Source organism: Mycolicibacterium sp. XJ870, from assembly GCF_053483975.1.
Genome location: NZ_JBEFTI010000001.1, coordinates 1,146,165 through 1,166,495, shown reverse-complemented (window position 1 = coordinate 1,166,495; position 20,331 = coordinate 1,146,165). Strand labels below are relative to the sequence as shown.

The 20,331-nt window shown below is 65.6% G+C and carries 16 protein-coding genes and 1 pseudogene; 11 read left to right on the top strand and 6 right to left on the bottom strand.

Features of this window, described 5'->3' with window-relative positions:
• Positions 1-19 precede the first annotated feature (19 nt).
• A complete protein-coding gene (locus ABQF30_RS05850; RefSeq protein ID WP_448461845.1) occupies positions 20-976 on the bottom strand; it encodes a Vgb family protein in 957 nt (318 codons plus the stop codon).
• A gap of 70 nt (positions 977-1,046) precedes the next feature.
• Positions 1,047-1,835 carry an SDR family NAD(P)-dependent oxidoreductase gene (locus tag ABQF30_RS05845; protein ID WP_448461844.1) on the bottom strand — a complete coding sequence of 263 codons (789 nt, stop codon included), beginning with the start codon at positions 1,833-1,835 and terminating at the stop codon, positions 1,047-1,049.
• A gap of 131 nt (positions 1,836-1,966) precedes the next feature.
• Here ABQF30_RS05845 and ABQF30_RS05840 point away from each other — a divergent pair, with 131 nt between their 5' ends.
• From ABQF30_RS05840 to ABQF30_RS05825, 4 genes are all read left to right on the top strand, one after another.
• A complete protein-coding gene (locus ABQF30_RS05840) occupies positions 1,967-2,839 on the top strand; it encodes a helix-turn-helix domain-containing protein (RefSeq protein WP_448461843.1) in 873 nt (290 codons plus the stop codon).
• A gap of 85 nt (positions 2,840-2,924) precedes the next feature.
• Positions 2,925-3,917 carry a Rieske 2Fe-2S domain-containing protein gene (locus ABQF30_RS05835; protein ID WP_448461842.1) on the top strand — a complete coding sequence of 331 codons (993 nt, stop codon included), beginning with the start codon at positions 2,925-2,927 and terminating at the stop codon, positions 3,915-3,917.
• Positions 3,914-4,531, top strand: a complete 618-nt coding sequence (locus ABQF30_RS05830; protein WP_448461841.1) for a cysteine hydrolase family protein — start codon at positions 3,914-3,916, stop codon at positions 4,529-4,531. The genes ABQF30_RS05835 and ABQF30_RS05830 overlap by 4 nt, the downstream gene beginning before the upstream one ends.
• Before the next feature lie 19 nt (positions 4,532-4,550).
• A complete protein-coding gene (locus tag ABQF30_RS05825) occupies positions 4,551-6,203 on the top strand; it encodes a medium-chain acyl-CoA ligase Mig (RefSeq protein ID WP_448461840.1) in 1,653 nt (550 codons plus the stop codon).
• On the opposite strand, the gene ABQF30_RS05820 is transcribed toward ABQF30_RS05825, so the two are convergent.
• Complete coding sequence (locus ABQF30_RS05820) at positions 6,187-7,674, bottom strand: aldehyde dehydrogenase family protein (protein WP_448461839.1); 1,488 nt, start codon at positions 7,672-7,674, stop codon at positions 6,187-6,189. The genes ABQF30_RS05825 and ABQF30_RS05820 overlap by 17 nt on opposite strands.
• 132 nt (positions 7,675-7,806) lie before the next feature.
• On the opposite strand from ABQF30_RS05820, the gene ABQF30_RS05815 reads away from it, so the two are divergent.
• The 3 genes from ABQF30_RS05815 to ABQF30_RS05805 all read left to right on the top strand — a co-directional run bounded on the left by ABQF30_RS05815 (position 7,807) and on the right by ABQF30_RS05805 (position 10,593).
• On the top strand, positions 7,807-8,592 hold the full coding sequence (locus tag ABQF30_RS05815; RefSeq protein ID WP_448461838.1) for an SDR family oxidoreductase: 786 nt from the start codon (positions 7,807-7,809) through the stop codon (positions 8,590-8,592).
• An 82-nt stretch (positions 8,593-8,674) separates the two neighbouring features.
• Positions 8,675-9,895, top strand: coding sequence for a cytochrome P450 (locus ABQF30_RS05810; RefSeq protein WP_448461837.1), 1,221 nt, complete (start codon positions 8,675-8,677; stop codon positions 9,893-9,895).
• Positions 9,896-9,906: 11 nt separating this feature from the next.
• Complete coding sequence (locus tag ABQF30_RS05805) at positions 9,907-10,593, top strand: TetR/AcrR family transcriptional regulator (protein ID WP_448461836.1); 687 nt, start codon at positions 9,907-9,909, stop codon at positions 10,591-10,593.
• Positions 10,594-10,609: 16 nt separating this feature from the next.
• Here the strand turns inward: ABQF30_RS05805 and ABQF30_RS05800 are convergent, their stop codons facing one another.
• Both ABQF30_RS05800 and ABQF30_RS05795 read right to left on the bottom strand, forming a co-directional pair.
• Positions 10,610-12,142, bottom strand: a complete 1,533-nt coding sequence (locus tag ABQF30_RS05800; RefSeq protein WP_448461835.1) for an aldehyde dehydrogenase family protein — start codon at positions 12,140-12,142, stop codon at positions 10,610-10,612.
• A 25-nt stretch (positions 12,143-12,167) separates the two neighbouring features.
• Positions 12,168-14,378, bottom strand: a complete 2,211-nt coding sequence (locus tag ABQF30_RS05795) for a molybdopterin-containing oxidoreductase family protein (protein WP_448461834.1) — start codon at positions 14,376-14,378, stop codon at positions 12,168-12,170.
• A 68-nt stretch (positions 14,379-14,446) separates the two neighbouring features.
• Here ABQF30_RS05795 and ABQF30_RS05790 point away from each other — a divergent pair.
• The 3 genes and pseudogenes from ABQF30_RS05790 to ABQF30_RS05780 all read left to right on the top strand — a co-directional run bounded on the left by ABQF30_RS05790 (position 14,447) and on the right by ABQF30_RS05780 (position 17,297).
• A pseudogene (locus tag ABQF30_RS05790) lies at positions 14,447-14,883 on the top strand (Zn-ribbon domain-containing OB-fold protein).
• A complete protein-coding gene (locus tag ABQF30_RS05785; protein WP_448461833.1) occupies positions 14,880-16,028 on the top strand; it encodes a thiolase family protein in 1,149 nt (382 codons plus the stop codon). The pseudogene ABQF30_RS05790 and the gene ABQF30_RS05785 overlap by 4 nt, the downstream one beginning before the upstream one ends.
• Before the next feature lie 36 nt (positions 16,029-16,064).
• Positions 16,065-17,297, top strand: coding sequence for an amidohydrolase family protein (locus tag ABQF30_RS05780; protein WP_448461832.1), 1,233 nt, complete (start codon positions 16,065-16,067; stop codon positions 17,295-17,297).
• Here the strand turns inward: ABQF30_RS05780 and ABQF30_RS05775 are convergent.
• The gene (locus tag ABQF30_RS05775; protein ID WP_448461831.1) at positions 17,294-17,899 is read right to left on the bottom strand and encodes a TetR/AcrR family transcriptional regulator; all 606 of its coding nucleotides are present in this window, start codon (positions 17,897-17,899) and stop codon (positions 17,294-17,296) included. The two genes, ABQF30_RS05780 and ABQF30_RS05775, sit on opposite strands and share 4 nt — an antisense overlap.
• A 103-nt stretch (positions 17,900-18,002) precedes the next feature.
• On the opposite strand from ABQF30_RS05775, the gene ABQF30_RS05770 reads away from it, so the two are divergent.
• Positions 18,003-20,324 (top strand): MMPL family transporter, encoded by a 2,322-nt coding sequence (locus tag ABQF30_RS05770; protein ID WP_448461830.1) that lies wholly within the window; start codon positions 18,003-18,005, stop codon positions 20,322-20,324.
• Positions 20,325-20,331: the final 7 nt, after the last annotated feature.

Here is a 20,331-nt window from a genome sequence, read left to right as displayed (position 1 = left end):
GATCCCACCGCGCAGCGCATCAGTTCGTTTTGATGACCATCAGCCGGAAGTCGTCCGGAGCAGGTTGACTGGCAAGGTCATCGACGAGCCGATGTCTGATGCGTGACTCGCTGACGTATGCGTTGCCGTCGACGGCAATGGACAGGTTGACCGGACTCTCCAAACCTTCAGCAAGAGTGGTGATTTCGCGCGGTCCCAGCTGCAGGGGTTCGCGAATCTGCAGCACGGTGCCAGCACCACTGTGTACGGCGCCCTCCAGGGCGATCAAGGAGCCGTCAGCGGTGAACGCGATCCCGTCGGGGTTCTCCAAGGGCCGGGGCAATGCGATTTTGCGAAGTCCTGTGGGGGACAGCACGTACAGGAGCCCTGACGAGTAGTTGCCGACGACGATGTCGCCGCCCGACGAGCGGGCGATGCCCCCCACGCCGATACCGCTGTCGTGGGTCAGCCTCGGGTCCTGCACGACGGTCGCGAAAGTCCCGTTGTCGGGCCGATAGCGCAGGACCCGGCCGTTCGTGCTGTCGGTGATCAGGACACTGCCCTGCGGCTCCACCGCGATGTCATTGGGGAACCCTGACGCCAGCGGGACGGTATGCACCACGCGGTTCGACGTGGTGTCGATCGCGAAGATGTTGGGCGTGCGAGGCTCACCCTGAGGCAGGAAGTCGGGCGAGGCACCCCACAGCAGTGCGCGTGGCTCGTCGAGGCGCAGCGTCGTCGCGGCGAAGACGCCCGGCGAGCCGGGATGGACGGTGGACCAGTCGCCGCCTGGTGAGCGTCGATGGATGCTGCCCGCCGTGATCTGCCCAACATAGAGCGTGCCGTCCGAGGCGACGGCCACCCCGTTCGGATAAGCCATTTCGGCGGGCAGCACGACGGACGGTCTCTCACGGTCGGTGGCACGTGCCGGTGCCGCGCAGGACGACGCCGCCAGCGCGATGATGGTCACCAGAAGTGTCAGCAGTGGGCGAATCATGGTGTGGGCTCCTGTTGTTGGTGGTGGTGGTGGGCAGTCGGTCGCCATCCGGCAACAGACGGCGAACCGCTCATCGTTGTCCGCCGATCGTGTAGCCCGCGTCGACGTGAATGGCCTGGCCGTGGATGAACGAAGCCGACGTCGACGCCAGATACACGATGAGGTCTGCGACCTCGGCGGGGGTGCCGAGCCGGCCCGCAGGGTGCGCCTGCCCGAACCGTTCCAGCACGCCGGCGTCGTGGTCGAAGGCGGTGCGTGTCATCTCGGTGTCGATACCGCCGGGGTTGACGTTATTGATGCGCACGCCCTGCGGAGCGAACTCGACGGCGCAGGCCCGCGTGAACCCGTCGAGCGCAGCTTTGGTGGCAGAGTAGGTCGCCGACCCGGGCAGTGCCCCAGTCGCCAGCCACGATGACACGTTGACGATGGATCCGCCGCCCTGGCTGACCATGTGTCGGGCTTGCCTGCGGACGAGCAGCCACACCGCCTTGAGGTTCAACGCGACAGTCTGGTCGAAATCTTCTTCGGTCTGGTCGAGCAGTGCCGCAAAGCTTCCCAGTGTGCCGGCGTTGTTGACCGCCACGTCGAGGCGGCCGTAGCGCCCGATGACCTCATCGATGAGGTGGTCGACGGCACCCGGACGGGTGAGGTCAGCGACCACTGCCGCACCGCTGCCGCCGAGGTGGTCGACGGCACTGACGGTCTCGAGGAGTTGAGCCTCACGGCGTGCGGTGACCACCACTGTGGCGCCCGTGCGGGCGAAGCCTTCGGCAGTCGCCCGGCCGATACCGCTGCTGGCGCCGGTAACCAGAACGACCGGGGCGAATGCGGGAGCAGGGTTCACATCGTTGTATTGCACTGCACTCCTTGGTGATTAGTGCCAGCCGGGAGGGGCCGAGTCGGTTACTTCGACTATGCCGCGGCACGCAGCGGTTAGAGTCACCCGCGCAGGGTCACCCTCACCGCCGAGGGAAAAGGCACAATGAAGCGATGACTTCTCCTGGCCTCTACATCACGCTCGGGGAGTTCGTGCGGGCCCGCCGCGAACATGTGCAGCCCACTGACGTCGGGCTCGGATTCACCGGCGGGACACGCCGACGCACGCCAGGGCTGCGGCGTGAAGAGTTGGCCGCGCTGGCCGGGATCAGCCTGCCGTACCTGGCCCGGCTCGAGCAGAACCGTGCAGGCCAGCCGTCCGCGCAGGTCCTCGACGCATTGGCCCGTGCGCTGCGCCTCGACCCCACACACCGGGCGCATCTGCACCGACTCGCCGCACCAGGCTCGACGACCCCGCGACGCAACACAGCGCCGCCGCGCCGACAAGAGATCGAGCCTGCCACTCGCGCGGTCCTCGATGCACTGCACCAGGCGCCGGCGTTACTGCTGGGACGCTGCACCGAAGTGCTGGCCTGGAACACCCTCGGGGTCGCGCTACACCCCGAGTTGATCGATCTTGCCGCCGAGCAGCGCAGCATGGCTCACCTGCTCTTCAGCAACGACGCCACCCGTGCCCTGTTCCCCGATTGGGAAGACGTCGCTCGCGACACCGTGGGTACGTTGCGTTGCGAAGCGGGCAGGCGTCCGGACGACACAGATCTGGCCACGCTGGTCGACGACTTGTCGCGCCGCAGCACCGCCTTTCGCGCATGGTGGTCCGAACACCACGTGTACGCAAAACACAGTGGAACGAGGCGTTTTCGCCACCCGCTCGTCGGAGAACTCACACTGCGCCATCAGACACTGACCGTTGCCGGCCAACCCGATCAGCTCTTACTCGTCTACACCGCCGCGCCCGGCACCGCCGACGCTGATCGGCTCTCGCTACTGGGCAGCCTCGCGGCGTCCACATCCCATCACATGTGAAACCGCCTTCTTCCCTCTCTAGAAACCTATACTGTAATGTCTTCCGTATTGATCGGAATGCGCTCAAAGCAGGAGGGAAGCTGGCATGAAAGTGCCGTTCACCTGGAAGGTCACCGGCTGGTTCATGATCGGCTGGTCCGCCGAGTACCAGATCGGCGATGTCAAAGCGCTCAAGTACTTTGGTGAGGATCTCGCGGCGTATCGGGACGAGTCCGGTGACCTGCACGTCCTGGAGGCCCATTGCAAGCATCTGGGCGCCCACATCGGTCACGGCGGCAAGGTCGTCGGCGATTGCGTCGAGTGCCCGTTCCACGGTTGGCGCTGGGCCCCCGACGGCAGCAACCGCTACATCCCCTATCAGCCCGACAGGCCGAACCGCGGTCTGCGGCTGCGGTCCTACCCCGTCAAGGAGCAGTACGGCTGCATCTTCATGTGGTACCAGCCCGAGGGCAAGGAACCGCAGTGGGAACTGCCCGACATCTTCCTGAAGTTTCCCCAGTTCGAGACCGACCCGGATGCCTACTACCGGCCCTACCCCGAGTTCTCCAGCCGCGCCGATGCCATCCCGGTACATCCGCAGATCGTGGCTGAGAACGGCCCTGACAGTTCACATTTCCGTTACGTGCACGGCGCCACGGTAACTCCGGTGTGCCTGCACTGGGAGCATGTCGACGAGGAGTGGCGGTTCCTGACCGGCTGGCCCGACGCTCGCAGCGACGACCCGAACAAGATGGCGCTGCGCATCCACAGCCATTTCTCCGGCCTCGGATTTGCGATGAGCGCATTCGAGGGCTCGTCGAACCACCGCCTGATCTTCGCGTGTACGCCCGTCGACGACGAAGTCTCCGACATGTTCTATTCGATCTGGTGGCCGAAGATTGCCGGCGAAACCTCCGACATCCCGCCCGAACAGGTGCGCAACCAGGTCGAGAAGCAGTTCCTCAAGACGGTGTGGGAGGACTGCGACATCTGGCGGTATCAGAAGTACGTCGAGCATCCGCCGCTGGCCAAGATCGATGCCAAACCGTATATGGCCATGCGCAAGTGGGCTACTCAGTTTTACGAAGTGCCCGCGTGAAGCCCAACCTGCTTCAGCTGACAGCCCCCGGGCATACGGCGATCGTCACTCAGGAATGTCAAGGCGCGGTGGTGGGTCCCGACGCAGGTTTGGCTGCACTCGCCGATGAAGCGCAGCGGGTGGCGTTGCCCAACATCAAACGGCTACTGCCCGCTGCCCGGGCCGCCGGCGCTCACGTCGTGCACTGCCTGGTCCAGCGACGCGCAGACGGGCTGGGTTCCAATCACAATGCCAAGATCTTCGCGATCGGGCGCAGTGAGGTCGGCATCGCCCCCGGGAGTCCCGGCGCCTCTCTGCTTCCCGAATTAGGACCCGAGCCAACCGATCTCGTACTCTCCCGGTGGCACGGGCTGGGTCCGATGGGCGGCACCGACCTGGACCCCATTCTCCGCAACCTCGGCGTGACGACGATCGTCGCGGTGGGCGTTTCGGTGAACGTCGCGATCATCAATTTGGTGATGGACGCGGTCAACGCCGGTTACCGTGTGGTGCTGCCGCGCGATGCGGTCGCCGGTATCCCAACCGCATACGCCGATGCGGTCATCGACAACACTTTGTCGCTACTGGCCACCGTCACCACGACCGACGATCTGCTGCGGGCTTGGCAGCATTGACCGACTGTAAGGAGACCACGTGCTGTTCACTGTCCCCGCCGTAGCCGAGGCCGTCGCGGCCGCGTTGCCCGATCGCCCGTTGGTCACCCAGGGCGACCGTCGCCTCACGTACCGCCAGATCGTCGACCGGTCGAACCGGCTGGCCGCCTACCTGCATTCCCGCGGGCTCGGTGCCCACACGGAGCGTGACGCGCTGGCCGGGCACGAAGTCGGCCAGGACCTGCTCGGCATCTACGCCTGCAACGGACCCGAATACGTCGAATCCATGCTCGGCTCGTTCCGGGCCCGGGTGGCGCCGTTCAATGTCAACTACCGCTACGTCAAGAACGAATTGCAGTATCTCCTCGCCGATTCCGGGGCGACGGCGCTGGTCTACCACGCGGTGTTCGCACCCCGGGTCGCCGAGATCCTCCCGGAGTTGCCGGCGCTTCGTGTGCTGATCCAGATCGCAGACGACTCCGGCAACGAACTGCTCTACGGGGCCGTCGACTACGAGACCATCGTCGGAAAAGACCGCCCGACTCCTCCCGTCGAACCGTCCCCCGACGATCTCTATGTGCTCTATACCGGCGGCACCACCGGGATGCCCAAGGGTGTGCTGTGGCGCCAGCACGACATCTTCATGACAGCATTCGGCGGACGCAACATGATGACCGGCGAGAAGGCCGCCTCTGTCGAGGAGATCGTCGGAAGAGCCACCGAGAATCCGGGCACCAAGCTGATGATCCTGCCCCCGCTGATCCACGGCGCCGCGCAGTGGGCAGCGATGACCGCGGTGGCTACCGGGCAGTCACTCGTATTCCCCAGCGTGGTCGACCATTTCGACGCCGAAGACATCGTGCGCACCATCGAGCGCGAGCAGGTCCTGGTGGCGACGGTGGTGGGCGACGCCATGGCTCGTCCGCTTGTGGAAGCCATCCAAAGTGGTATCGCCGACGTGTCATCTCTTTCCGTCGTCGCCAACGGCGGCGCGCAGTTGACCCCCTACGTCAAGCAGCAACTGATCGATTCCAAGCCCAACCTGATCGTCGTGGACGGTGTCGGCTCGTCGGAAACCGGTGCCCAGATGAGCCATATGTCAGCTCCCGGCGCCGTCTCGACCGGCACGTTCAACGCCGGCCCCGACACCTGTGTCGTCGCCGAGGATTTCACCGCTGTGCTGGCCCCCGCCCACGACGGGCTGGGCTGGTTGGCGCAGCGCGGATTCGTGCCGCTGGGCTACAAGGGGGACGCCGCCAAAACCACGGCGACATTCCCGGTCATCGACGGGGTGCGCTACGCGGTGCCCGGTGACCGGGCGCGCCATCTCGACGGCGGCGTCATCGAACTGCTGGGTCGGGATTCGGTCACCATCAACTCGGGTGGGGAGAAGATCTTCGCCGAAGAGGTCGAAGCGGCCATCGCCTCACACCCTGCGGTGCGCGACGTGGTGGTGGCCGGTCGGCCGAGTGAGCGGTGGGGACAGGAGGTGGTCGCCATTGTCGCATTGAGCGAGGACGCATTGACCGGCGGCACGGTCGACGCCGCCGACCTCATCCGGCACGCCGAGACCTCGATCGCCCGCTACAAGTTGCCCAAGGCGGTGGTGTTCCGTCCGGTGATCGAGCGCAGCCCGGCCGGCAAGGCCGACTACCGGTGGGCCCGTGAGCAGGCGGTCAGCGAAACCTCTTGAGCCGTCCGCTGGTTCGGCTGCGGGCCCGCCGCAGCGCGAGGTCCGCGCTGACCCGCATCGAACCGGTGAACGGCTGCGCGGCCCGTCCGGTGATGCTGAACGGCAAGTCGCTGCCCACCACGGTGCGGTGATGACTGAAGGCGTCGAACCCGGCCTTGCCGTGATAGGCACCCATTCCGCTGCGTCCCACTCCCCCGAATGGTGCCGACGACGGAATCATGTGTGCGGCAAAGTCATTGCGGGCTACGCCGCCACTGCGGGTGTTATCGACGAAGTAGCGGAAGGCGTCGTCGTCCGGGCCGAACCAGTACGCCACCAACGGCGACGGGTTCACGTTGATGTAGTCGATGGCGTCGGCGAGTGCGGAGTACCCGCGCACCGCCAGTACGGGTCCGAACACCTCCTCCTTGGCGATGCGCATGCGGTCATCGACATCGCGGATGATCGTCGGGGCAACCTTGCGAGACGCAGGATCGGGGAGCACCTCCCCATCGGGCACGACGCAGTCGACGCGGGCGCCGTGCGCGCGAGCATCGGCGATCAGCCCGACCACTCGGTCGAAATTGGCCTCGTTGACCGACGAGCAGTAGTCGGGGTTCTCGACGATGGTCGGGAACATGGTCGTCAGCGTCTGGCGCACCACCTCGACAAATCGGTCCACCTGGGCGTCGGGGACGAAGACATAGTCGGGACAGACGCACACCTGACCCCCGTTGACCATGCGGCCCTGCGCAATTCGGTTTGCGGCGCGCGTGATGTCGGCGCCGGGGGCCACGACGACCGGATTCTTGCCACCGAGTTCCAGCGTCACCGGGACCAGGTTGTGGGACGCCGCCCGCGCCACCAGCGCACCAACCGCCGGTGAGCCGGTGAAGAACAGATGGTCGAATGGCAGCCCGGCGAACTCGGCTGCCACGTCCGCCCCGCCGGTGACGACGTGCAGTTCAGCCGGATCGAAGTAGCGCGGCGCGGTGCTCGCCATCAGTTCGGCCGTTCGCGGAGTGACCTCCGACATCTTGATCATCACGCGGTTGCCTGCGGCGAAGGCCGCGGCAGCGGGCAGCACGGTGAGCTGGATCGGGAAGTTCCACGGCCCGATGATCCCGACCACGCCGAGCGGGGAGGGCACCACCTCGGCGCGCAAACCGGCTATCCGGGCTGCGCGCATCAGCTTGGTGGCGCGCATCCAGCGCGGGAGATTCGATCTCGTGTGCTCGATCACCGAGATCATGCCCAGGATCTCGGCGAAGAATGCCGCCGACCGCGACCTCGAACCGTAGTCGGACGCGGTGGCGGTGACGAAGTCCTCGGCATTGTCGAGGACCATGGCCAGCAATCGGTCAATCCGATTGCGCCGCAGTGCGATATCAGGCGGCCCGTCCGCGATGAATGCTTCGCGCTGGACCGTCAGAACAGCAGCAGATCGACCCTGCTGCGGGTGCGCCACCGCACGTTCGTCAACTGCGCTCATGGATACCGTCTTCTGTAGAGCCGTCCGGTAAGGCTCACGGTAGCACTCCCCCGCGGCGCGAAGCCGATTGTCCGCAGCACCGGAATTGTTTACAGTCATGCTTACTGTCGTCACTTCAGTGGGAGGCTCCAGATGCCGGAAAACGCACGCAGGATCGTCGTCGTCGGAGCCGGCTCCGGAATCGGCGCGGCAACCGCGGCGCACTTCCACGACCGGGGCGACCATGTGCTGGCAGTCGACCTGCGGGCAGGCGACACTCCGGCCTCTCAACACCTCACCTGCGACCTGCGCGATGCAGCTTCGATCAGCGCCGTGCTGGGTGAGATCGGCGACGGCTGGGACATGCTGGCCCATGTGGCGGGTGTTCCCGGCACCGCGCCGGCGGGCGACGTGTTGCGGGTCAACTACCTCGGCGTGCGGCTCATGACCGAGGGCGTGCTGCCACTGCTGCGCCGGGGTGGGTCGGTGGTCGCGGTGGCATCGACGGCTGCGCTCGGCTGGGAGCAGCGGGTGGAGGTTCTGAGTGGACTGCTCGAGCTCACCGACGGCGACGCGGTGGAACGCTGGCAGGCCGGCCAGGATCCGGACTTCCCGGTGTACACGACGTCCAAGCAGGCGGCGATCCTGTTCGCCAAGCGAGTCGCCGGCCCGGCATGGAGCAAGTACGGCGTGCGTGTCAACACGGTGAGCCCCGGCCCGGTCGAAACCCCTATCCTGGCCGACTTCGAACAGACCATGGGCAAAGACGTTCTCGACATGGTCCGTTCGACGGTGGGCAGGCACGCCACCGTCGACGACGTGGTGCCGTTGATCTCGTTCCTGGCCTCGCCGGAGTCGCGGTGGATCAACGGCCAGGACATTCAGGTGGACGCCGGTTTCATCTCGGCGATGACCAGCGGCGCCCCGATCGCACTCTGATCCCATCACGCGGCTATTACCGTTACTGTAATATTTACAGTAATATGCCTCAGCGAGGTTGGTCCGTTCCGAGGGGTGAATTGTGGAGAGCAAGGTGCAGGCCTTCGCAGCAGGCGAATCTGCCGATGACACGGCCGGCCTGCTGCGCGACCCGTACCCGATCTTCGCGCGACACCGTGCACAGGCAGGGGTGTTTCGCGGCTCGGTGATGGATTGGTCGAAGACGCCCGCGTCAATGCTCCCCGAGCATCAGTTCGCAGCGGTGTCGTTCGACGCCGTCAACACGGTGTTCCGCGACAGCAAGGCGTTCAACTCCAAGATCTACGACAGCACCATCGGATTGTTCATCGGCCCCACCATCCTGGCCATGGAAGGCAAGACCCATCGCGAGCACCGCAATCTGGTGTCGGCGGCATTCAAGTCGCGGTCGCTGCAACGCTGGGAACCCGAGATCGTCCGGCCGATCTGCGAGGCCCTCGTCGACGAGTTCATCGAGGCCGGAAGCGCCGACCTGGTCCGTGATTACACCTTCGAGTTCCCCACCCGGGTGATCTCCAAGCTGCTCGGCCTGCCGGAGGAGGACTTGCCCTGGTTCCGCCAGCGTGCGGTCGAACTGATCAGTTACACCGTCAAATTCAAGCGCGCATTCGAGGCGTCTGCGGCGTTGAAGGACTACTTCCTGGCCCAGATCGAACAGCGCCGGTCCAAGCCCACTGATGACATCATCGGCGACTTGGTCACCGCCGAGATCGACGGCGAGAAACTCACCGACGAGGCCATCTATTCGTTCCTGCGGCTGTTGCTGCCCGCCGGGCTGGAGACCACCTACCGATCGTCGGGCAACCTGCTCTACCTGTTGCTGACCCATCCCGACCAGTTCGCCGCGGTGCAAAGCGATTACGAGCTCATCGGCCAGGCGATCGAGGAGGGTCTGCGCTACGAAACCCCACTGACAACGGTGCAGCGCTCGGCGAGCCAGGACACCGAACTCGAGGGGGTGCAGCTTCCCGAGGGTGCCGTCGTCGACGTCTGCATCGGATCGGCCAACCGCGACGAGAAGCGCTGGGATCGGCCCGAGGAGTTCGACATCTTCCGCAAGCGGCTGCCGCACATCACCTTTGCCGCCGGCGAGCACACCTGTATGGGCCTGCATCTGGCCAGGATGGAGACCCGGGTGGCGATGGAATGCCTGCTCAACAGGGTCACCGATCTCCGACTGGTCACCGACGGAGATCCACACATCTTCGGCCAGCCGTTCCGGTCGCCGACCGCGATACCGGTCACGTTCGACCCGATCATCTGAGAGGCGTTCCCATGGTCAGACCCGCGAGCAACGGCGGACGTCCGCGCCGCGAACGCGGGTCGATCAGCGTCGACGAAATCCTCGGCGGTGCTTTCGAACTCGCCCGCGAGGTATCGGTCGACAATCTGAGCATGCCGCAGCTCGCCAAGCATCTCGACGTCGGAGTCACCAGCATCTACTGGTACTTCCGCCGCAAGGACGACCTGCTCGACGCCATGACCGAACGGGCCCTGCGCGAGTATGACTTCAGCGTCCTGTCCATCGATGCCGATTCGTGGCGCCAATCGCTGCATGCGCATGCCCATCGGATGCGGGAAACGTTCCAGCACAATCCCATTCTGTGCGATCTGATCCTCATCCGCGGCAGCGGCAGCACGCCCGCGGCGCGCCACGCCCTGGAGAAGATCGAACAACCCGTCGCTGCACTGGTGCAGGCCGGCCTGAGCCCGCAGCAGGCATTCGAGACCTATACGGCCATATCCGTCCTGGTGCGGAGTTCGGCGGTGCTACATCGGCTGGCGACCAGGACGACGAAAATCGAACTGCCGCGGGAATACTGGGAGCAAGTCATCGACCCCGAGTCCATGCCCATGATCGCCTCGATCTCCGGGCACGGTTACCGGATCGGGATGCCCGACGACAGCAACTTCGACCACATCCTCAACAGCATCCTTGACCGGGCTGAGACCCTCTGCTGAAAAGTTACCTCTCGCGCTACTGCCGGGGCAGTCGCCAGCCGATTGTCTTGGTTTCGGTGTACTGCGCAAAACCTTCGATGCCGCATTGCCGGCCGACACCGCTGTTCTTGTACCCGCCGAACGGTGCGTCGGCTCCGTAGTACATACCGCCGTTGACGCCGATGGCGCCGGTGCGGATACGACGGGCGATGCCCATCGCCCGCTCCGATGACGCCGAGAGCACCGCACCAGCCAGACCGAAGGCGCTGTCGTTGGCCAGCCGCACTGCCTCGTCGTCGTCGTCGAACGGAATCATCACCAGCACCGGGCCGAACACCTCGTCCTGCGCGATGGCCGAGCGCGGATCCGCACCCACGATCACCGTGGGCGCCACGAAATGGCCCTGCGCCAAGTGCGCTGGCAGCTTCGCGGAAGCCTCACCGCCCACGACGATTTCGGCACCGTCGCTACGGGCACGGTCAATGGCGCCGAGCACACGCTGCTTCTGCGCCGCACTGATCACGGGGCCGACGAGGGTTGTCGGCAGCGCCGGATCGCCGACCGGCACCCCGCCGAACGCCATCGTCACATTGGCGACAGCCTCGTCGAAGAGCGAACGGTGCACGAGCATCCGGGTGTTGGCCGCGCAGGCCTGCCCGGCGTGCACGCACGCCCCGATCGCGCTGGGAATGATGTGTGCCGGTTTGGCGTCATCGAGCACGATCATCGCCGACTTGCCGCCGAGTTCGAGGAACATGCGCTTCATGGTGTCCGCACCCACCCGCATCAGATGCTTGCCCACCGACGTCGAACCGGTGAACGACACCATGTCCACGCGCGGATCGGTGCCGAGTTGACCGGCCACCTCGTTGGACGGTGTCGGCACCACGTTCACCACGCCTGGCGGGATGTCGGTGTGCTCGGCGATCAGCCTGCCGATCCGGGTGGCATTCCACGGCGTGTTCGGGTCCGGCTTGAGGACGACGGTATTGCCGGCCGCCAGTGCGGGTCCGAGCTTGTTGAGGATGACCTCGATCGGGAAGTTGGACGGTGTGATCGCTGCGACCACGCCGACGGGTTCCTTGACGACCGTGCGGGCGTTGCGCTCACCGAACAAGCCGCCGCCATCGAGGCGGCGTTCCCACTCGAACTCGTCGATGAGCAGGGCCGGGTAGCGCAGCGCGTCGACCAGCGGCCAGTCCAGTTGGGCGTTCTGCGTCGTCATCACCGGGCAACCCACCTCGGCGATCAATTCCTCACGCAGATCTTCTTTTTCAGCTTCCAAAGCGGCCTGCAGCGCAAGCAACGAACGCTGTCGCAGCCCGTGATTGGTGGACCAGTCGGATTCGTCGAACGCCCGGCGGGCTGCGCCGATCGCGGCGTCCATCTCCTCAGCGCCGGCAGCCGCTGTGGTACCGAGCACCAGACCGGTTGCGGGACTGACATTCTCAAACTCCGCGCCGGACGCAGCGGCGATCAGTTCGCCGTCGACAAGCATCCTGCTCTCGGCGCGCGAACCCGCGCGAACACCGATTTCCACACTGGTGGCCACGTCCACGACTTCACTCACGGCTGCAACTGTAACACTTACAGTATTAGAGACCGGCGCGTTCGACCTGAACGGGCACCCCCGTCAGCCAAGACATCCCGGCCAAGGCCTCGATATCAGCGGGGTCACTGGACATCAGTTGGTTGACGTTGGCCCCGCCCGCCCGGTTGGCGATCCGCCAGCCGCCGCTACCGTTGTGACCCCAGCCGTGCGGGATGGCGACGGTACCCGGCACGATGTCGGCGGTCAGCGCGACCGCGAGGTTGATCTGACCGTACGGCGATCGCACCCGCACCGCGTCGCCGTCAGACAATCGACGAGCCGCCGCATCGTCGATGTGCATGACCGCGCGGTGAATTCGGTTGCCTCGCATCAGCAGCGGCGAGTTGTGCATCCAGGAGTTCTCCGAGCGCGGCTCCCGCATGCCGATCATCCGCAGCGGGTAACCGGCGGGCTGGGTGCGCTGCGCCAGCGCGGTGATCTCAGCGGCGATATCCGCGTGCGTCAACCGAACCCGGCCTTTCGGGTACACCACCACCTCCGGGAGCACCCCGGTACGGATATCGGGCGCCACCACCACGCCGTGCGGATGATCTTCGGCCAGTCGGCGGAAGTTCAGCCCGCCGCGCCGCAGGCCGAACCTGTCTCCACCGTCGGCCATCCGGATCATCATGTCGATGATCGGTCGCGGGCTGAACCCGCGCCCCCTCTGGCCCGCCACTTTCTTGGCGAGGCGCAGTGCGGCGAAAACCGGTGTGCGCACAGACATCCTGCTGATCAGATCGGTCATGATGTCCCACTCGGTGCGCACCTGACCGACCGGCGGGACAACAGCGTCGGTGGCCTGCCGGAACGGAGTGGCCTGAAACATCTGGAAGGTGACCGCGAAATCGTCGCGCTCGTACATCGTGGTGACGGGCAGCACGTAATCGCAATGGGCGGTGGTCTCGTTGACGTAGAGGTCCAGCCCGACAGACAGGTCGGCTCCGTCGAGCGCCTCCGCAAGCTCATTGCCGTTCGGAACCGACAACACCGGATTACCCGCGCCGATGAACATCGCTCTGACCTGGCGCTGCCCGTGCGTCGTGATCTCCTTGGCCATAAACGCCGCAGGCTCGGCACCGATCACCGACCGGAACCCGCCGATCCGCGTCCGCTTGGTGCGGTAGCTACGGCGCAACGAAGCGCCCATGGCCATCGACCCCCACTTCTGGCCGGGGATCCCGAGTGTGCTGAACACACTGCCGCCAGGAACGTCGAGATTTCCCGCGACAAGGTTGACCGCGTCGATCAGGTACGTCGTCAACGTGCCGTTGCGGCCGACGCACGTGCCGAGCCGGCCGTAGACGGCCGCGCGTGGGGTCGCTGCGAGCTCGTGGGCGAGCGCGCGAACCGCATCCGGGGCAATCCCGGTGTGCTGCTCGGTGATTTCGGGGGTGAACGGTGCGCACTGTTGCCGCAACCAGTCCAGACCGTCGGCCTGGGATCTGGCCTGCGCGGCAACGAGCCCCTCATCAAAGAGCACTTGCAGCAAGGACATCAGCAGGTACGCGTCGGTGTCAGGGGTGATGCCGAGCCATTCGAACTGCGCGGCCGTCTCGCTGCGGCGCGGATCGACCACGACAACCCGCCCTCCCCGCTTGACGATGTCGTGCATCCGCTCCTTGATGCGTGGCGCGGTCAGGAAGCTGCCGTGGGAGACCACCGGATTCGCGCCGAGCATGACCAGCAGGTCGGTACGCAGCAAGTCGGGTATCGGCACCGGGAACGGCGCCCCGTAGAGGAACTGGTTGGCGAGCAGCCTGCTACTGGTGTCCTGGGTCGAGGAACTGAAGAAATGACTGTGGCGCCCGATGCCCTTGGTGAACGCCATCGCCGCGAACAGGTGCGAGTAGCTGAAGGCAGCCGGATTGCCCATGTACCAGGCGACGGCGCCGGATCCGTGCCTGCGGTGAATCTCGCTGAGCCGGGCGGCGATGTCGTCGAGCGCTTCGTCCCAGCTGACCGGTTCGAAGCCTGGCGATGAGCCGCTTGCGCGAAGAGAATCCGTTCCCGGGGTGCGTTTCAGCGGGGTGGTGACGCGGTCCGGGTCGTTGACCACCTCGGCAAAAGCAATGCCCTTCTGGCACGCGAAACCCGCCGACAGCGGATGGTCCTTGTCCGGGCGCAACGCGGTCAGCCGACCGTCCTCGACCGTGGCGATCATGCCGCACAACGGTTCGCAGATACGGCAGAACGTCGGCTTGTACTCGATCACCGGGGCTAGGTTACTGTAAGAGTTACAGTTGCTATGCCCTTTTGGTCTGAACACGGAGGTTCGAACGTATGCAGAAGGCTCTGGCGCCGGAGATCTCCACCTGGCCCGACGCTGATCCGCAGCTGATCGGCAGCCGTTGTGCCGACTGCTCGGCCACCACCTTCCCCGCGCAGGCCCGATGCCCCCGGTGCAGTAGTGCCAGCACGTCCGAGGTTCTACTCCCCCGCCGCGGCACCCTCGTCGCCTGGACCACCCAGGGCTTCCCACCCGGCGCCCCCTACAGAGGCCCCCACGGGACAGACTTCGTGCCGTTCGGCGTCGGGCTGGTACAGCTTGCGACGAAGATGGCCCGGCGATCCGGGTGGAAGGCCGGCTCACCGAGAACGACCCGGCCAAACTGCAATTCGGCATGAACCTCGAACTCACCATGATCCCGTTCACCACCGATTCCGACGGCGACGAAATTGTCACGTTCGCCTTCGCGCCGAAAGGTTCTGACAAATGACCAACGAGGTTGCGATCATCGGCGTCGGCCTGCATCCGTTCGGCCGATTCGAAGGCAAGTCCGCGATGCAGATGGGTGTCGACGCGATCTTCGCCGCTGTCGCCGACGCCGGTGTGGAGTGGAAGGACATCGGCGCCGCGACCGGCGGCAGCTGGACGGTGGCCAATCCGGACGCCATCGTCGGCATGGTCGGATTGTCAGGCATCCCGTTCACCAACGTGTTCAATGCCTGCGCCACCGCGGCGAGCGCGACCAAAGTGTGTGCGGACGGTATCCGTCTCGGCGACTACGACATCGGCATCGCCGTCGGGCTCGACAAGCATCCGCGGGGTGCATTCACCGAAGATCCCGCTCTGGTCGGAATGCCTGCGTGGTACGCCGAGAATGGCCAGTACCTGACCACGCAGTTCTTCGGCATGAAGGCCAACCGCTACCTGCACGACCACAACATCTCCCAGCGCACGCTGGCCAAGGTGGCCGCCAAGAACTTCCGCAACGGTGCGCTGAACCCGAATGCCTTCCGGCGCAAGCCGATCGGTGAGGATGACATCCTCAACTCCACGATGCTCAATTACCCGCTCACCCAGTACATGTTCTGTGCACCGGACGAAGGCGCGGCCGCGGTGGTGATGTGCCGCGCCGACATCGCGCACCGCTACACCGACAAGCCGGTGTACCTGAAGGCGGTAGAGGTGCGGACCAGGCGGTACGGCGCCTACGAGGTCAACACGACCTGCGCACCGGTCGAAGAGGATGTGGCGCCAACCGTGTACGCCGCGCGTGCGGCGTTCGAGAAGGCCGGTGTGGCACCTGAAGACGTCGACGTCGTACAGCTACAGGACACCGACGCGGGTGCGGAGATCATCCACATGGCCGAGTGCGGGTTCTGCGCGGACGGCGACCAGGAGAAGCTGCTGGCCGACGGCGCCACCGAGATCGGCGGATCCCTGCCGGTCAACACCGACGGCGGCCTGATCGCCAACGGCGAACCGATCGGCGCATCCGGGTTGCGGCAGATCCACGAACTGGTCCGCCAACTGCGTGGCGAAGCCGGCGACCGGCAGGTGCCAGGTGAGCCCAAGGTCGGCTTCGCTCAGCTCTACGGTGCACCGGGAACCGCGGGCGCCACCGTCCTGACGCGCTGATCTCCATGGCGCGCGGGAGAAAGGGAACGCACCAACATGACTGAACAGTTCCGGGACGCACCGATTTTCGATGCCGACCAACACATGTACGAGACCGGCGATGCGTTGACGAAGTTCCTTCCCGAGCAGTACAAGCGCGCCGTGCAGTACGCGCAGTTCGGCAAGCAGACCCGGATCGTGATCAACAACCGCGTCACCGACTTCATCCCGAACCCGACGTTCGAGCGGGTCGCCGCCCCCGGCGCGCACGAGAAGTTCTTCGCCGGCGAGAACACGGAAGGTCTCACGCTTCGCGAGATGCAGGGTAAGGCCATCGCGGCGCCCGCAGCCACCCGCAACCCCGACGACCGCGTCAAAGAGCTTGACCGCCAAGGAGTTCACGAGGCACTGAACTATCCGACCCTGGGCAGCCTGGTCGAACATTCCAGCGCCGACGACCCACAGCTGACCCTGGCGATCATCCACGCCCTCAATGAGTGGATCCTCGAACACTGGACCTACAACTACGACAACCGGGTGTTCTCCACGCCGATCATCAACCTCTCCGAAGTCGATGCCGCGCAGCGCGAACTGGAGTACCTCCTGGCCCACGGCGCCAAGGCCGCGCTCATCAAGCCCGGACCGGTCAACGGCCTGCACGGTTGGCGCTCCCCCGCACTGCCGGAGTTCGACCCGTTCTGGCGCGACGTCGAGGCCGCCGGCCTGCCGATCGTGTTGCACGCCAGCTACCCGCCGCTCGATGATTACGTCAACAAGTGGGAGCCGCCGTACACCCAGAACTTCATGGCGCAGAGCGCTTTCCGCTGGATGGTGCTCGGGCATCGAGAAATCGCCGACATGCTCACCGCCCTGATCTGCCACGGCACCCTGACCCGGTTCCCCAAGCTACGAATCGCCAGCGTCGAGAACGGCAGCAGCTGGATCTTCCCGCTGTTCCACGATTTCGCCGACCTGTACAAGAAAATGCCGCAGAACTTCCCGGAGCACCCGCACGACGTGTTCCGGCGCAACATCTGGGTCAGTCCGTTCTGGGAGGGCTGCGTCTCGGATGTCGTCGATACCGTCGGCTGGGACAAGGTGCTGTTCGGTTCGGACTATCCGCACCCGGAGGGTCTGGCCGAGCCGAAGGGGTTCTGGAAATACGCCGAAGGCATGGATGTGCGGCGCACCTACGACTTCATGGGCGACAACGCACGACGCTTCATGGGCCTGCCGCTCGCCAACCCGGATCCGGAAGCCGTCAAACCGCCGGCACTGGCAACTTTCTAACGCCGAGTCTGTTCGGCTGCCAGCGGCGGAAGCGGCTGCGCGTCGGCGGGGTTGAGCGCGTCGAGCATGAGGCTCAGATAGCGTCGCCGCAGTTCGGGCGGCTGTTCGAGCGCCACCGACGCAGCCGTCACCATCGCGACGAAGGTGGGCACGTCGTCGACGGTCAGGTCGGCGCGCAAGTCGCCGGCGGCCTGGCCATGGGTGACCAGCGCATCCAGCAACTCACGCTTGCGGCCGAACAGCCGGGAGGTCAGTGCGGTGAGGTGATCCAGTGACGGCAGCAGCGGCCGCTGCGCGTACATGAGTTCGGCCATCCGTTCGATGACGTCGATGAACGCCTCGCGGGGCGCATCGCTGTCGACGAGAGCCAGGATCACCGGCTCGATGTCGGTGGCGAAGACGTCCTCGTACACCGCGGCCGCCAGCGCTTGCCGATTGGGGAAATGACGGTACAGCGTCGCATTGCCCACGCCCGCGCGCTTGGCCACCTGCGTAAGCGTCGCCGCGGCACCTTCGGTGGCGAAGATCTCGCGGGCCGCAGCGATGATTCGGCTCTCGTTGGCATAGGCGTCGGAACGGCGCCGATCAGTGGGTGCAGGCATATCCAATCCGGGGACACGTGGCGCAGGTCATGCCCGTACGCCGGGGGTGGGGTTCGCAACAAACGATAGCTTACTCCCATATTGGGAGCCTACTCTCATTTATATGTCGACTTTCCTGTACCGGCTGGGCCGCCTGGCGTTCGGCCGCCCCTGGCTTGTCATCGGCAGCTGGCTTGCGCTGATCGCCGTCGTGGCGGGGATGCTCGCGGTGAACCCGCCGAAGATCTCGAATGAGATGCGTATCAACGGCACACCCGCTCAACAGGTGATCGACGACCTGGCACAGCGCATGCCCGAATCGTCCGGCGGCCAGGGCTTGATCGCGTTCGCCGCCCCGGACGGTCAGCGCATGGACCAGGGCGACAACCGGAACGCACTGCTGCGCGGAGTCGAGGCGGTCTCGCAGACCGACCATGTCCTGGATCCCCGCGCGCTGGCGCAGGCCGAGATGGCGAAGGGCCCGGCAAGTCCGACCCTGGCAGCCTCGGCTGCCATCGCCAAAGCCCAGGTGCCAACGCCCGCCGCCGAGGGACCCCAACCGCTGACGATGGATGGCCAACCGGTGCCCGGCGTCCTGGTCTCCGCGGACGGCGCGGCCGCGCTGTATCAGTTCCAGTTCGACAAGCAGACTGCTGAACTGCCCGCAGGCACCATTGAGAACACGGTCGACGCCGCACGGAACGCGGTTTCTCAAACCGACATCGACGTGCTGCCCTCGGCAAGCATGGTCGAGATGCCTGAGATCGTCGGAGCCGGCGAGGTCATCGGCCTGGCGATTGCCGCGCTCGTTCTGATCGTGACGCTCGGTTCACTCGTCGCCGCAGGGCTGCCACTGGCAACCGCGCTGAGTTCGGTCGCGGTCGGTGTGGGCGGGACCTTCCTGTTCTCGCAACTGGTCAACATGCAGTCGATGACAGCGGTCCTGGCGTTGATGCTGGGCCTTGCGGTCGGCATCGACTACGCGATGTTCATCGTGAACCGCCAACGTCGCCTGATCCTCGACCAGGGACTCAGCGCCGGCGAAGCCGCCGGTCGCGCGCTGGGAACCGCCGGCAGCGCAGTGGTTTTCGCGGGGACGACCGTCGTGATCGCGCTTGTCGCGCTGACCGTGGTGGGGATCTCGCTTTTGACCCCCATGGCTCTCGCTGCCGCAGGCACGGTCGTCATAGCGGTCATCGCGTCACTCACCCTGCTACCCGCGCTCCTCGGACTCGTCGGTGAGCGGATCTGTTCGGAGAAGGCCCGAAACGCCCAGTCCGCAGAAGGCAATTCGAACCACCGCTTCGCAACTGCATGGGTCGGCGCGGTGTTGCGTCACCGTGTGCCCGTCGCCATCGGCGGTGTGGTGATCGCCGCGCTGCTTGCGTTGCCGGCCATGAACATGTCGCTCGGACTGCCCGCGGGCGCCAGCTACAACGAGGGCACCCCGCAGCGCGAAAGCTACGACCTGGTCGCCACGCACTACGGCGACGGCTACAACGGCCCGCTGGTCGTCGTTGCCGAGCCGACAGCGGGCAACACGAAACTGTCCACCGCCGACCTCGTCAGCACCAACAACGATCTGCAACGCCTGCCGGGCGTCGAATCGGTGAGCCTGCAAAAGGTCAGCGACAACGAGGAATTCGCGATGTTCTCGGTTGTGCCGGCCGACGGTCCGACCGACGATGCGACCGCACAACTGGTTCGAGACATCCGGGCACACGCCGGTCCGCTGGCCGAGTTGCACAATGTCGACCTCGGCGTCACCGGCATCACCGCGATGGGCGTCGACACCACCGACCGGCTCGCCGAGGCAGTGCCGCTCTACATCGGTGTCGTGGTTGGACTCTCGTTACTCGTCCTGTTGGTCGTGTTCCGGTCGATCGCCGTGCCGGTGAAGGCAACCCTCGGGTTCCTGCTGAGTGTGCTGGCCACGTTCGGTGCCACCACGGCGCTGTTCCAGTGGGGCTGGTTCCAGCAGTTGTTCGGAATGAGCGCGACGGGGCCGATCCTGAGTATGTTGCCGATCATGGTGGTCGGTGTCCTGTACGGCCTGGCAATGGATTACGAGGTGTTCCTGGTCTCGTCGATGAAGGAAGCGCACGTGCACGGGCACCGCGGCGACGACGCAGTGACCCACGGCTTCGCCCAGGCCAGCCGTGTCGTCGTCGCCGCAGCTGTCATCATGATGTCGGTGTTCGCCGGGTTCGTGTTCAACGCCGACCCGATGATCAAGCAGATCGGCTTCGCGCTCGCGTTCGGTGTGCTGATCGACGCCTTCGTGGTACGGATGACCGTGGTGCCCGCCGTGATGTCGATGCTCGGCGACCGAGCCTGGTGGCTGCCCAAGCGCCTGGAGCGCGTTCTGCCCAACCTCGACATCGAAGGCGACCAACTCAACCGTCGACTGGCGGCTGCAGACCGCGAACCGATCGGGGTGCGGTGAACAACCA

Bases quoted from the DNA above. Each gene is read 5' to 3' on its own strand.
- ABQF30_RS05850 (WP_448461845.1), bottom strand. From the start codon at position 976: ATGATTCGCCCACTGCTGACACTTCTGGTGACCATCATCGCGCTGGCG.
- ABQF30_RS05840 (WP_448461843.1), top strand. From the start codon at position 1,967: ATGACTTCTCCTGGCCTCTACATCACGCTCGGGGAGTTCGTGCGGGCC.
- ABQF30_RS05835 (WP_448461842.1), top strand. From the start codon at position 2,925: ATGAAAGTGCCGTTCACCTGGAAGGTCACCGGCTGGTTCATGATCGGC.
- ABQF30_RS05820 (WP_448461839.1), bottom strand. From the start codon at position 7,674: ATGAGCGCAGTTGACGAACGTGCGGTGGCGCACCCGCAGCAGGGTCGA.
- ABQF30_RS05815 (WP_448461838.1), top strand. From the start codon at position 7,807: ATGCCGGAAAACGCACGCAGGATCGTCGTCGTCGGAGCCGGCTCCGGA.
- ABQF30_RS05805 (WP_448461836.1), top strand. From the start codon at position 9,907: ATGGTCAGACCCGCGAGCAACGGCGGACGTCCGCGCCGCGAACGCGGG.
- ABQF30_RS05785 (WP_448461833.1), top strand. From the start codon at position 14,880: ATGACCAACGAGGTTGCGATCATCGGCGTCGGCCTGCATCCGTTCGGC.
- ABQF30_RS05780 (WP_448461832.1), top strand. From the start codon at position 16,065: ATGACTGAACAGTTCCGGGACGCACCGATTTTCGATGCCGACCAACAC.
- ABQF30_RS05775 (WP_448461831.1), bottom strand. From the start codon at position 17,899: ATGCCTGCACCCACTGATCGGCGCCGTTCCGACGCCTATGCCAACGAG.
- ABQF30_RS05770 (WP_448461830.1), top strand. From the start codon at position 18,003: ATGTCGACTTTCCTGTACCGGCTGGGCCGCCTGGCGTTCGGCCGCCCC.